Consider the following 13853-nt stretch of genomic DNA (forward strand, 5'->3'; position numbering starts at 1 on the left):
ACAAGCATGAAAACTTTTAGCGTATGGGCCCCGTATGCACGTGCCGTGTCGTTGCTTGTCCACCCCGGTGGAGATTCCTCCCAGGAGCGCATTATCGAGCTGCACCGCGATCCCCATCGCAGAGACGTCTACACCACCTCGGATATCAGCCCCAGCCCGGGCGATCGTTATGGGTTCATCCTCACCACAGACAATGAGGAGGCCGAGGGTGGCGTCGATAAGCTCGGGCCCCTGCCCGATCCCCGCTCTCACGCGCAACCGGATGGGGTGCATGGCCTCAGCGCCGTCGTGGATCACGATTATCCCTGGGAGGACCAGGCGTGGACCGGCCGCAGCCTTCCCGGCCAGGTGCTCTACGAGCTGCATGTGGGCACCTTTAGTCCCGAGGGCACCTTCAATGGAGTGATCGACAAGCTCGATCACCTTGTTGATCTCGGTGTCACGGCGATTGAGCTGATGCCCGTACAACCCTTCGGCGGCAATCGCAACTGGGGCTATGATGGCGTATCGCTGCACGCGGTCCACGCCGGCTATGGCGGACCCGATGGGCTGAAGGCGCTTGTCGACGCCGCCCACCGCCGCGGCATCGCCGTGGTGCTGGACTGCGTGTACAACCACTTTGGCCCGGAAGGCAACTATGTGGGCGCCTTTGGGCCCTACACCTCGGGAGGCTCCACCGGCTGGGGCGAGGTGGTCAACCTCAACGGGGAAGATTCCGATGAAGTACGGCGTTACGTCCTCGACGCCATCGAACAATGGCTGCGCGACTATCACATCGACGGGGTGCGCCTAGACGCGGTGCAGGCCCTCGACGATCCGGGCGCGGTACCGATTTTGGAGGAGATCTCCGAAGTGGCCCGCCGCGTCGAGGCAGAGACCGGAATCTCGCGGTTCATGATCGCCGAATCCGATCAAAATGACCCCCGACTTGTCACCGCGAAAGAGGCGGGAGGCTATGGCCTCGATGCACAGTGGATCGACGATATCCACCACGCCCTCCACTCCCTCGTCAGCGGCGAGCAGCACACCTACTACACAGACTTTGGCGATACGGCCACCCTGGCGAATGCGCTGGAGGAAGTCTTCGTGCACACCCGCTGGCACTCCACGTTCCGCCGGAAGCGCCACGGCCGCCGCCTCCACACCGATGTGATTCCCGCCAGCCGCTTTGTCACCTACACCACCACCCACGACCAAGTGGGCAACCGCTGCCAGGGCGATCGCCCCAGCCAGAACCTCACCCCTACCCAGCAGGTGCTCAAGGCCGCCACGATCTACCTCTCCCCCTATACCCCGATGCTCTTTCAGGGCGAGGAATTCGGCGCCACCACGCCCTTCCAGTTCTTCGTCTCGCACGGCGATGAGAAGCTGCTGCGCCTGACCGCGGAGGGCCGTTTGCGTGAATTCGCCAGCGCCGGCTGGGACCCAGAAGACGTGCCCAACCCAGCTGAGGAGGACACCTTCCTGCGCTCCAAGCTGAACTGGGACTTCGATGCCACCCAACACCGCATCATGGAGGCTTATCGCACACTGCTGCAGCTCCGCCGCAGCTGCGGCCTAGCCGATCCGTGGCTCGAGCACATGGACGTCAGCTGCGATGAGCAGTGGGTGGCCATGGACCGCGGCGAGTACGTATTTGTGGGCAACTACTCCGAACGTGAAGCCCGCGTCCCCTTCGGCGGCACCCTCGTCTACTCCTTCACCTCCCCCGAGGTGGGCGAGACCCACACCACGCTCGGCCCCTGGGAGTTCGCGCTCCTCAAGGCGGATAAGAGCTAGGACGCAGCCGGTAGCACTACGCATAAACGCCACCTCTCCCCGTGCCGAGGGCACGATCCGGGAGCAGGTGGCGTTGTTATGGGCTAGGCCGGCAGCGTCCTCAGAACTACACCAGGAACTGGTATTCCGGCGAATCTGGGGTGAGCATGGTGCACTTCATCCGAGAGGCGTCCATGCGCTCTAGAAGAGGATCGAGATCGCGGGCGCGAGAGAGCTGCAACCCCACCAGCGCGGTGCCGGTTTCTCGGTTATTGCGCTTGAGGTACTCGAATCGGGTGATGTCATCATCCGGGCCGAGAATATCGGTGACAAAGCTCCGCAACTGGCCGGGCTCTTGGGGAAAATCAACCAAAAAGTAGTGCTTGAGGCCGCGGTGCACCAAAGAGCGCTCCACGATCTCGCTATAGCGCAACACATCGTTGTTGCCGCCAGAGATGATGCACACCACGATCTCGCCTGGCTTGAGGGCGACGTCGAAAAGCCCCGTCACAGACAGTGCACCTGCGGGCTCGGCGATGATTCCCTCGTTTTGGTAAAGCTCCAGCATCTGGGTGCACACCGCGCCCTCATTGGCGGAGATCATGTGCACGCGCGAGCGGTTGCGATCGATGATGCGATAGTTGAGATCGCCCACACGTTTCACGGCCGCACCGTCGATAAACGGATCGACAGTGGGCAGCGTGATGGGCCCCTTATTTTCGAGGGCGGCTTGCATCGAGGCGCCCGTCTCCGGTTCCACGCCGACGATGGCGGTGGTGGGCGCCATATCGGCCAGATAGCTGACTACCCCAGCCAGCAGTCCGCCGCCACCCACAGGAACCACGACGGTGTCTGCCGATTTCCCCATCGCAGTGAGCTGGGCGAGAATCTCGGCAGCCACGGTGCCCTGGCCGATGATGGTGTCGCGGGCATCGAAGGGCTCCACGATCGTAGCGCCAGTCTCCTTGGCATCGGCCTTCGCCGCCGCCGAGGCGGCGTCGTAGGTATCGCCAATCTGGATGACCTCGACGAAATCGCCGCCGTGCACGCGGATGCGCTTGAGCTTCTGCTTCGGGGTTTGCTCCGGCACATAGATACGGCCGGTGATGCCGAGGGTTCGGCACGCATAGGCCACGCCTTGCGCATGATTGCCGGCGGAGGCGGCCACGATGCCGGCGGCACGATGCTTCTCATCGAGCTGCGAGATGTTGTTATAGGCGCCGCGGATCTTATAGGAACGCACGTCCTGTAGATCTTCGCGCTTCAAGTACACCTCCGCGCCGGTGAGCTCAGACATACGGGGGCTGTACTGCAGCGGGGAAGGACCCAACACGGTGGAAATTCGTGCCTGCGCCATTTGAATATCGGACGCGTGAATCTCCAGGGATGCAAGATCGTGCGTCGCGCTGTCAGGTGGCGTGGGCGCGTCAGTCGCGCTGTGGTGATCCGTCATGCAGCAAGATTCTAGCGCCTCGCGCTATCGCCCAACTGTTCCCCTCCCCTAGAGAGAAGAAAACGCCACCCTCTAGGACCATCGCAGACGCGAGCGCGATGACAGCCGGAGGATGGCGTCGATAAGCGGCAGAGGGGCGCTAGGCCAAAATACCGGGCCCCATCTCTGCCTTGAGATCACCCATCAAGCTGGGAGTACGGTTCACGCGCAAGTGATCGCCGAGCACCATCATCGTGGTTTCCTCGCCGCACTCGAGCGTGAGATACACATCGGATTCGCCCTTATTAGCCTGCAGCACACCCTTCAAACGGGAAATATTTGCAATCGTGCACTGATCGGCGCGCATGCGCAGCCGCAACGGAATACCATTGCCACTTCCCGCAAGATCGGGCTGTTTCATGTCATCGCAGAAGATCGATTGGCGCTCATCCTTTTCGGAAATGTGCGCCTTCACCAACACGATGCTGTCCTCGGCGATCATGCCGCTCACCAAGGCGTAGACCTTGTTAAACACCAGCACCTCGAGCTGGGCGCCAATGTGATCCTCGATCGTGATAATCACCCAGGGCGAGCCATCGCGCTTCGAGAAGCGACGGTCCACCTTGGAGATAATGCCGCCGATGGTCACCTCTTGTCCATGGCGCACATTGCGCTCCAAGATGTCGGTAAATGCCGTATCGGTTTGCAGCGCCAGCGCGTCCTCGAAACCGTCCAGCGGGTGGCCGGAGACATACAGGCCGAGCATTTCCCTTTCGAGGGCGAGCTGCTGCTTTTTATCCCAATTCTGGTCCGGCACATCGATCTCGAAGATCGTGGTGTCCTCGGCGCCATCGCCCAGGCTGGCGAAGAGATCGAACTGGCCCTTGGCCACCGCCTTCTTGGTGGAGGAGACACCATCGACTGCTTCTTCGTGAATCAGCATCAGGCCTTTACGGGGATGGCCCAAGGAGTCGAAAGCGCCCGCCTTGATCAGCGACTCGGTCACGCGCTTGGTGCACGCCACGGTGTCGATTTTGTCCAAATAATCGGAAAAGGAGGTGAAACTTCCCTTTTCTTCACGCGCGGCAATGATGGAATCCACCACTTCCTCGCCCACATTGCGCACCGCACCCAGGCCGAAGCGAATGTCCTTGTCCACCGATTGGAAGGTCAGCTTGGAATCGTTCACATCCGGCGGGAACACGTGAATACCAAGGTGGCGGCAATCGGCCAGGTACACGGCCGACTTGTCCTTGTTATCCGAGACCGAGGTGAGCAGCGCCGCCATGTACTCAGAGGTGTAGTTCGCCTTGAGATAGCCCGTCCAAAACGAAACGAGGCCATAGCCCGCGGCGTGCGACTTATTGAACGCATAGGAGGCGAAGGGCTCGATGGTATCCCACAGCGCCTTGATGGCCTCCGAGGAATAGCCGTTTTCCTTCATTCCCTTCTCGAAGGTGATGAACTCCTTCGCCAGCACCTCGGGCTTCTTCTTACCCATGGCTTTACGGAAACTATCCGCTTGGCCTGCCGAGTAATTGGCCACCTTCTGCGAGATACGCATGATCTGCTCTTGGTAGACGATCAGACCATAGGTGTCTGCGAGAATTTCCTTCAGCGGCTCGTCCAGCTCGGGGTGGATCGGCTCGATGGGTTTGCGCCCATTCTTACGATCCGCGTAGGCCAAGTGCGCGCCCACACCCATTGGTCCTGGGCGATAGAGCGCGAGCGCCGCCACGATATCGTCGAAGTTTGTTGGTTTCATGCGCTTGAGTAGCTCGCGCATACCGGAGGAGTCCAGCTGGAACACGCCGAGAGTATCGCCGCGGGAGAGCAGCTCATAGGTCGGCTCGTCCTCGGTGCTGAGCTTTTCCAAATCCAGCTCTTCGCCGCGGTTTTCCTTGATGTTTTCTAGGGCGTCACCGATGACGGTGAGGTTGCGCAGCCCCAGAAAGTCCATTTTCAGCAAACCGATAGCTTCGCAGGCAGGATAATCCCAGCCAGTGATGATGGCGCCGTCGGAACGCTTCCACATCGGAATGTGGTCCATCAACGGCACCGAGGCCATGATCACCGCACAGGCGTGTACGCCCGCTTGTCGCACCACGCCCTCGAGGCCGCGGGCGGTCTCATAGATCTGCTTCACATCCGGATCGGACTCAATGAGTGAGCGCACCTCCCCGGCTTCCTCGTAGCGCTCGTGCTCAGGGTCGGTGATACCGGCCAAGGGGATGTCCTTTGCCATGATGGCCGGCGGCAGGGCCTTCGTGATGCGGTCCGCGATCTGATAACCGGGCTGGCCAAACTGCACGCGCGCCGAGTCCTTCAGCGCCTGCTTGGTTTTCACCGTGCCGAAGGTAATCACCTGCGCCACTTTGTCCTCACCCCAGCGATCGGCGGCATAGCGCACCATTTCGCCGCGGCGGCGATCGTCGAAGTCGATATCGATATCGGGTGCGGAGGGACGCTCTGGGTTGAGGAAGCGCTCGAACAGCAGATCGTGCTCGATCGGGTCAATATTGGTGATCGTCAGCGCATAGGCCACCAAGGAGCCTGCGGCCGAACCACGGCCCGGCCCCACGCGGATACCGACAGAGCGGGCGTGCTTGATCAGCTCCGCCACGATGAGGAAGTAGGAGGGATAGCCCTTCATGTCGATCACTTCGACCTCGTATTGGGCGCGGTCGATATAGTCCTGCGGCACCTCTCCATCGGGGAAACGGTTACGCAGGCCCTCAAGCACCTCGTGCTGCAGCCACGACGTCGGAGTTTCGCCCTCCGGCACATCGGCGATCGGCATGCGATCGTGCGGATGCGGCTCCCAGATTTCGCTGTAATCTTCCACGCGCTCCGCGATCCACAGCGTATTATCGCAGGCCTTGGGCACCAGAGTGTCCCAGGTATCGCGCATCTGATCGGCGCTTTTGATGTAGTAGCCGGTGCCGCCGAATTTGAAGCGATCTTCATCGTGCAGGGTCTTGCCGGTCTGCACGCACAGCATCGCCTCGTGGGCCTTCGCCTGGGATTCGAGCACATAGTGGCAGTCATTGGTCACCAGCGGCGGCAGCTGTAGCTTCTGCCCGATTTCGAGCAGTTCCCGTCGGACCCGCTTTTCGATATCGAGCCCGTGGTCCATGAGCTCGAGGAAGAAATTGTCTTTGCCATAAATGTCTTGCCACATGGCGGCCGCCTCGAGGGCTTGATCGAACTGCCCGAGACGCAAACGGGTTTGCACGTCTCCGGAGGGGCAGCCGGTGGTGGCGATAATGCCCTCGGCGCGCTCGGCGATCAGATCGGCGTCCATGCGCGGCCACTTACCCAATTGGCCCTCATAGGAGGCCATCGAGGAGAGGTAGAAGAGATTCTTCAACCCGGTGGCGTTTTCCGCGATCATCGTTTGGTGCAAATACGCGCCCGAGGCAGAGACGTCATCCGATTTTTGGTGCGGCTCGCCCCACCGGATGCGCTGTTTATTAAAGCGCGATTCCGGGGCCAAATAGGCTTCCACGCCGATGATCGGCTTGATGCCCATATCGGTCATCTTGCGATAAAACGCATCAGAGCCGTACATGTTGCCGTGATCGGTCATGCCCACGGCCGGCATGCCCTGACGCTTGACTTCCTCAGCGAGCAGGTCGATCTTGGCCATGCCGTCCAGCATGGAAAACTCTGTGTGATTATGCAGATGAACGAAGGATGAGCCCATAGTGTCACGATTCTAACTGCTTTCCGCTGCCGCCTCGAAGCCCCTCGTGGCGCGGCCCTTCTTCCCCACTGCGCGCTTATCGACGCTGCCCCCACAGCAATGAAACCCGCCCCAGGCCGAGGGCCTAAGGTATCTACCATGGTCTACGGCGTTCTTGCTTATTTGCTGTGGGGACTTTTTCCCGCCTATTTTCCTCTGCTCGACCCCGCGAGCCCCTTCGAAATCCTGGCGCACCGCATCGTGTGGACCGCCGTAGTGATGGTAATCGTTATCAATATCACAGGGGCGTGGAAAGAGCTCTGGCGTGCCAGCAGCCGCACCTGGATGACTGTGGCCGCCGCCGCGGTGGTGATCGCGATCAACTGGCTCGTCTACGTTATTGCGGTGACCACCGACCATGTCGCCGAGGCCGCACTGGGATACTTCATCAATCCCCTCGTGGCCGTGGTGCTCGGATTGGTGTTTTTACGCGAAAAACTGCGCCCGCTACAGACGGTCTCGGTGGTAATTGCCAGCATCGCGGTCGCGCTACTGCTGCTCTTTAGCTCCACCCCACCACTCATCGGTCTCACCCTGGCGTTTAGTTTCGCAATCTACGGTCTGCTCAAAAAACGGGTGCCGCTACGCCCAAGCGCCTCGCTCGCGGCCGAAACTATCGTGCTGCTGCCCTTCGCCCTGCTCTATCTCCTCTGGCTTGAGGCCAGCGGTGAGGGCACATTCCTCTCCACTGGGATCGGGCACATGGGGCTGCTCGCGTCTTCCGGCGCGGTCACGGCGCTGCCGCTTTTGCTTTTCGGCATGGCGGCACAGCGCATCCCGCTCTCCACGGTGGGCATGCTGCAATACATCACCCCCACCATTCAGATGCTCTGGGCGCTCTTTGTCACCCACGAACACCTCGATCAGGTGCGCTGGATCGGTTTCATCATTATCTGGATCTCAGTCACGATCTTCATCGTCGATATCGCGGCGCACGGAGTACACCGCCGCTCCCAGAACCGACGCCAGAACTCCTAGCGCCCGGCCGGCTTTAGAGTGCCGGAGTCTGCTGTATCGTGACCGGCGCCTGCTGCGCTGTTTCGAAATCGGCGCGGTGGACCGGCATGATCCCGAAACGCCCCCACGCGGCGTCATTAGGCAGCGCCTCCAGATAGGCGACGTCCTCATTCAAACTGAGTGTCTTGATGGTGCGGGTGGGAGCCCAAATCACCAGTCCTTCGATTGGCGTGGACTCGGCGTCGTCAAGCAAAAACTGGGCGGCCAGATCGTGCCGCAGCGCCGTGGCAAATACCTCACGCCTATCTGCGGCGGCCGAAGGCTCCGGCACCACCACCGGCGAGGACATGTTGAGCACCACCGCCGAGACCCGAGGCACATCCAACTCATCGGCGATGCGCGCCGCCCGGGTCACCGACACGGGTGCGTCGAATGTCACCAACGCGAAGGCGGGCTCTGTACTGTCGAGCCCCGATACCGTCGCCGCGGCGCGCTCGGCATAGTGATCGATAGATTCGCCTGTCTCCCGCCCCAGCATGTCTCCATTCGAGCTCGGAGGGCGCTCGCCGGTGTAGACCCGGCCGGCCGTGAAGACCACGGCAATGGTCAATAGCGCCACGCCCACAGCAATGAGGACATACCGCAGCATCGAGGAGTGGTTCACATCAGACATTGCGTACCCATCGTGGTGTATCGGCTAACTTTCCCGAAGAGTATCGAGCGCTCGCGCAAGATCCTCTGGGTAGTCGCTCGTAATCGTCATCTTTTTCCCCGTGGCAGGGTGATCAAAAGTCAATGACACCGCATGCAGCCACTGACGGTTGAGGCCGAGACGCTCCGCGAGCGCCGGATCCGAACCGTACATGGGATCGCCCACACAGGGATGGTGCAGGCTGGAAAAGTGCACGCGAATCTGGTGTGTGCGCCCCGTCTCTAAGTGAATATCGAGCAAGGATGCCTCGGCGAAGGCCTCAAGAGTCTCGTAGTGGGTGACACTCGGCTTGCCGTCGCGCGTCACCGCGAAGCGCCATCCCGCGGAGGGGTGGCGGCCAATGGGGGCATCGATCGTGCCCTCGAGCGGATCGGGGTGGCCCTGGATGAGAGCGTGATACGTCTTGGTCACCGTGCGCTCCCTGAAGGCGCGCTTGAGCACCGAGTAGGCGAGCTCGGATACGGCCACCACCATCACTCCCGAGGTTCCCACATCGAGCCGCTGCACGATGCCCTGGCGCTCCGGTGGCCCCGAGGTGGCGATGCTAAAGCCCGCGGCCTTCAGCCCGCCGACCACGGTGGGCCCCTCCCAGCCGATCGTGGGATGCGCGGCCACGCCGACGGGCTTATTGATGGCAATGACGTGCTCGTCGGAATACAACACCTCCATGCCCTCGATCAGCTCCTCTTTGGGGATGAGATCCTGGTTGGGCCCGGGCAGGGTGACCTCGAGCAGCGCGTCGATAGCGAGCCGATCGGATTTTCGCACCGGTTGACCGTCGATAAGCGCATCTCCCTTCGCAACAATATCCGCGGCCGCTGAACGAGAAATCCCCAATACCTTGGATAGGCCTTGGTCTACGCGCATTCCCGCCAAACCATCGGGGACCAGCATGCGGCGAAACTGCTCAGAACTCATGCTTTCTCCTTCGTTGGCTCGGGTTCAAAAAACAGCGAAATTATCACTACGACGACCCCAATGGTGATCGCAGAATCCGCCAAGTTGAATACAGCGAAGCTGCCGATAGAGATGTAGTCCACGACATGGCCGACGAAAAACCCCGGGGCGCGAAAGAGCCGATCGATGAGATTTCCGAGGGCCCCGCCCGCGATAAGAGCGACTCCGATGATCTGGGGGCGGTGCACCATTGTGCGACCGAAGTAGAGCGCGCCAAGAACAAACACCAACTGCACCGTGGTGAACACCCAAGTGTGATCTTCTCCCATAGAAAATGCCGCACCGGAATTAAACACCAGCACAATACGCGCCCACTCACCGATGACTGACACAGGATTGAGGGGGTCGATGGCCAGCAGAATGGCTTGCTTAATCACTTGGTCCAGCACCGCGATCACAACGATGACTGGGACCAGCACTCTCAATGCGCTCCTCTTCTTTGTTTCCACGCCATCAATATTGCCTTACTCCCCGCGCAGAACAGAACTGCCGCGCCTTCCGCCGCGCTTATCGACGCCTACCGCCACACCGCTGCACACTGGCCCCCGCACTAACCAGCCCATGCAGTCTCACTAGAATCATCGGTTATGACACCCCCGTGCCGCAGCCACCGCCCTCGTCGTTTATCCCGCAGCGTCATCGCCCTGTGCGCAGTTGGCGCCGTGGGTTTAGCAGGATGCTCCGCTGAGGAGTCCTCCCCCACCACCGCTGCCGTTGACAGCGATAACGCGGTGGAGTTGCAGCTGGACTCCCCCAAAGTCACCGTCATCGATGCTGGGGCGCAGGATTCTGCCACCGAACTTCGCTACACCGCGACTGCGGACAGCCCAGAAGAAGAACTATCGGTGGTGGCCTACGACGGTTTTAGCCAACAGATCGCAGCCCTCAGCGAGGTGACACCACAGGCCCCCGCCGGCGGTGATGTCACCAGCCTCACCCTGCCGCTCATCGGCCGCATCGACGGCGATAGCAGCCGGCTCGAACTCGCACTAGGCGCCCCGACCTCGACGGATCTGTCCCTCAACGACACCCTCGCTAGCGCCGAAGGATTCCGGATCGCGGTCGACCGCAGCGATCGTGGAGTAGCGAACTCGGTGCGTCTCGCCGCCCCGAAGGAAGCTTCCGACGAGGCCCGCTCCATGGTGGAATCCGCGGTCTTTACCTGGCTGTCGCTCTCCGTGGTGTTCCCCGAGGAGCCCCTCGGCGACGGCGCCCAGTGGACCGTGGACAGCCGGGTGCCCGGGGAAAACTCCATGCTCCAAACCATCACCTACACCCTCAACTCCCACGAGGGAGCCACCGCCACACTCAGCGCCGAGATTCAACGCCGCTCCACCCTCGGGGCGCTCAGCGCCGGCGAGGATCATCCAGAACTGGCGGTCGTCTCCACGGAATCAACCTCCACAGGCGAACTCACCGTGGACCTCGACAGCAGTATCCAAAACACCGGCCGCATGGCAGTGACCACCCGACTGGTCTACGCCGCCGATGCGGCACGCGAGGACCAGCAGGCTGTGATTCAAGATCTCACCAGCGCAGTGGAGTATTCTTCCCCATAGAACACTGGGTGTCACCCCACTACAGCAGTCGCCGCGCGCCCAGCCCGCGCGCCGGCGACGTCTCAACGCGCCTGCGCGCTGTGGGGTAGACACCATCACCCGCCGATGAGGAGCAGCCCATGTCTAAACACATCCATATTGCCGTCGACGGTGTCAGCTTTTCCTATGGGGCACACCGCGTCCTCACCGATGTGTCCTTCGCCGTCGGCGCCGGCGCGGTGGCCGGACTGATCGGCGAAAACGGTGCCGGAAAATCAACGCTCATGCAGTTGATCAGCGGCAGCCTCGAACCCGATGTGGGAGCAATCATCACCCCCACCAAAACTGGCTACCTCACCCAAGAAGTATCGTGGCCGCCCACCGCTCCCCTACGCTCTATCATCTCCGACGCGATCGGCGAGCTTAAAGCCATCGAGCGCGACATCATCAGCGTCTCCGAAGAACTCGCCACCCACCCCGACTCGGCCGAACTCGCGCAACGCTTCGACACTCTGCTTGCCGCCGCCGAACGCCACCAGGTCTGGACCCTCGACGCCCGTATCGCAGAAGTCCTCGCCGGCTTGGGGCTGGCCAAAGTTGATCTCGACGCCCCCATAGGCTCCGTCTCCGGCGGGCAACGCCGCCGCCTCGCCCTCGCCGCACTGCTGCTCCGGCCCGTCGACGCGCTCATCTTGGACGAGCCCACCAACCACCTCGACGATCTCGCCTGCGACTTCCTCATCGACGAACTCCGGTCCTTCGACGGGCCCGTGCTAATGGCCAGCCACGACCGCTGGGTATTGGACAAAGTCGCCACCCACATCGTCGATCTCGATCATTCCCTCGGGCCGGAGGGCGGCGAAGGTGAAAATCTCGCACAAGGCGTGGTGTTTGGCGGAAGTTTCTCCGAATACCTCGCCTATCGCAAAGAACTTCGCGCCCGCTGGGAGCACGACTACCGAATCCAGGAAGCAGAACGCTCCCGCCTCGAAGCCGGGGTGCAAGTAAGCGAAACCGATCTCTTTTCCCGCCAAGAAGCCAAAACAGAAACTCGCTCATCAGCCAAGTTCTACGCCGACAAGGCAGCCAAAGTGCACGGGCAGCGCATACGCACCGCCCGCAATCGCCTCGACGCTCTCGAGCGGCGGGAGATCCCCGCGCCGCCGAAGCGGCTCGAATTTGCTGGTTTGCCGGAGCACTTTCTCACCACCACTGGGTCGGACTACGCACTCATTTTTCGTAATTTCACCATTGCTGGCCGCATGGACCACGCATTATCGGCAAAGATTCGCCACGGAGATCACGTTCTCATCACCGGCCCGAACGGCGCCGGAAAATCGTCGCTGCTGGAAGCAATCGCGAATACCACCGATGACGAGAACCCCAATCTGATCATCGGCGATGATCTCCGCGTTGGCTGGATGCAGCAGGACACCGACTGGGACGATCCATTCCGCAGCGCCAATGACATCTACGCCGATCACGCACCCAAGGGCGCCGCTTCCCTCACCGAGCTGGGTTTGCTCAGTGAGGAAGCCGCCAGGCGCCCGATTGAAAAACTGTCTTTGGGGCAGCGCCGCCGGGTAGCGTTGGCGATCGTGTTGGCGGATCCACCGGATATTTTGCTGTTGGATGAGCCCACCAACCATATTTCCCTCACCTTGGCCGAGGAGCTCGAGGAGGCGCTGGACGGCTATGAGGGGGTGCTGCTGCTGGCCACCCACGATCGGTGGATCAAGCGGCGGTGGCAGCATCGCGTGATCGATATTCCCGCACCGCATCCCGAATAGAGCGCACAATAATGGCCCATCCTCCCGACGCGGGGAGATGGGCCATGTGCTGTGCGGCGATGAACTCGCCGTGTCAGCTTATTGCGGAGCAGGGGCGCCTTCCGGTGCGGGAGGAACCTCGCCCTCGGGTGCGGGAGGAACCTCGCCCTCGGGTGCGGGAGGAACCTCGCCTTCAGGGGCGGGTGCTTTGCCCTCAGGGGCATTGTCCTCGGGCACCGGTGCTGGGGCGGGGAGCTCCTTGCAGAATGCGGGAACTTCCTCCGGGGCGACGGTGCTGTTGACCACGGTGCAGGCCCAGTCTTGGGATACCTTCCAGTGGCCGTCTTCGTTGACGAACTCCACGCCCTCAGCGATCTGCGGCTCGCGATCCGGGAGGGTGAAGTGGATGGTGGCCATCACGCTATCTGGGGTCCAGCCGGGCAGGATCGGGTCCACCACTTGGAAGTTGGCGCCGGACTCTTGCTTAGAGCGGGTCATGACGTCGAACAGCTCGGGGGCCTGGTCACCGTTTTGCACGGTGAGCACGCGCTCCTCGATGGGCAGGTTCGGATCGGTTGCCCGGGCCAGAACGCCGTTGAGCTGTTCCAAGGTGGGAAGTTCGACAGCGGCGGTCGAGGAGCTGGTGCTGGAGCTGGTCTCAGTCTCCTTGGAATCGCTGTCCTCAGAGCCGCACCCTGCCAGCACCAGCGATGCGGTGGTGACTAGTGCGAGTGCACGTGCCTTGTAAAGTTTCACTACTCTCCTCAGTCCTTGACTGTGTAGGTCAGTTTTGTGATTGTCCACCCAGCGCCACTCGGCGTGGCGCTGGCGCGTCCACACGGGTAGGAACCACGATTACGGGCACCATCAGTGACCGTAGATCACGAGATGACACAGCCATCTCAGTCCCTTCTCAGCGGCAGCTTAGAGCCGCTTCATGCAGGTCTCGGGCGGAAAATCTAGTACTTGGATTCTACACGGGCCA

The 13853-nt window shown here is 61.5% G+C and carries 10 protein-coding genes; 4 read left to right on the plus strand and 6 right to left on the minus strand.

Annotated elements, in window-relative coordinates:
• The first annotated feature begins 6 nt into the window (after positions 1-6).
• Positions 7-1779, plus strand: a complete 1773-nt coding sequence (gene treZ, locus GBB18_RS06200) for a malto-oligosyltrehalose trehalohydrolase (protein WP_151641090.1) — start codon at positions 7-9, stop codon at positions 1777-1779.
• 106 nt (positions 1780-1885) lie between these two features.
• Here the strand turns inward: treZ and ilvA are convergent, their stop codons facing one another.
• A complete protein-coding gene (ilvA, locus tag GBB18_RS06205; RefSeq protein ID WP_151641091.1) occupies positions 1886-3211 on the minus strand; it encodes a threonine ammonia-lyase IlvA in 1326 nt (441 codons plus the stop codon).
• Positions 3212-3350: 139 nt separating this feature from the next.
• Positions 3351-6896: a DNA polymerase III subunit alpha gene (gene dnaE / locus GBB18_RS06210; RefSeq protein WP_151641092.1), complete on the minus strand. Its 3546-nt coding sequence runs from the start codon at positions 6894-6896 to the stop codon at positions 3351-3353.
• Positions 6897-7034: 138 nt separating this feature from the next.
• On the opposite strand from dnaE, the gene rarD reads away from it, so the two are divergent.
• The gene (gene rarD / locus GBB18_RS06215; protein ID WP_151549159.1) at positions 7035-7913 is read left to right on the plus strand and encodes an EamA family transporter RarD; all 879 of its coding nucleotides are present in this window, start codon (positions 7035-7037) and stop codon (positions 7911-7913) included.
• A 13-nt stretch (positions 7914-7926) separates the two neighbouring features.
• Here the strand turns inward: rarD and GBB18_RS06220 are convergent, their stop codons facing one another.
• From GBB18_RS06220 to lspA, 3 genes are read right to left on the minus strand one after another with little or no spacing between them, the layout of a single operon-like run.
• Positions 7927-8565, minus strand: coding sequence for a hypothetical protein (locus tag GBB18_RS06220; protein ID WP_151641093.1), 639 nt, complete (start codon positions 8563-8565; stop codon positions 7927-7929).
• A gap of 24 nt (positions 8566-8589) precedes the next feature.
• Positions 8590-9522: an RluA family pseudouridine synthase gene (locus GBB18_RS06225; protein ID WP_151641094.1), complete on the minus strand. Its 933-nt coding sequence runs from the start codon at positions 9520-9522 to the stop codon at positions 8590-8592.
• Entirely contained in the window at positions 9519-10010 is a 492-nt protein-coding gene (gene lspA / locus GBB18_RS06230; protein WP_151641095.1) for a signal peptidase II, read from the minus strand. Before lspA ends, GBB18_RS06225 begins: the two co-directional genes overlap by 4 nt.
• Positions 10011-10148: 138 nt before the next feature.
• On the opposite strand from lspA, the gene GBB18_RS06235 reads away from it, so the two are divergent.
• Together GBB18_RS06235 and GBB18_RS06240 are read left to right on the plus strand one after the other, a co-directional pair.
• Complete coding sequence (locus GBB18_RS06235) at positions 10149-11120, plus strand: hypothetical protein (RefSeq protein WP_151641096.1); 972 nt, start codon at positions 10149-10151, stop codon at positions 11118-11120.
• A 119-nt stretch (positions 11121-11239) separates the two neighbouring features.
• A complete protein-coding gene (locus GBB18_RS06240) occupies positions 11240-12889 on the plus strand; it encodes an ABC-F family ATP-binding cassette domain-containing protein (protein WP_151549164.1) in 1650 nt (549 codons plus the stop codon).
• A 78-nt stretch (positions 12890-12967) separates the two neighbouring features.
• Here GBB18_RS06240 and GBB18_RS06245 read toward each other — a convergent pair whose 3' ends face one another.
• On the minus strand, positions 12968-13624 hold the full coding sequence (locus GBB18_RS06245) for a hypothetical protein (RefSeq protein ID WP_151641097.1): 657 nt from the start codon (positions 13622-13624) through the stop codon (positions 12968-12970).
• Positions 13625-13853 lie beyond the last annotated feature (229 nt).

It is taken from the genome of Corynebacterium sp. 11A, from assembly GCF_008930935.1.
Taxonomy (GTDB): Bacteria; Actinomycetota; Actinomycetes; order Mycobacteriales; family Mycobacteriaceae; genus Corynebacterium; species Corynebacterium megadyptis.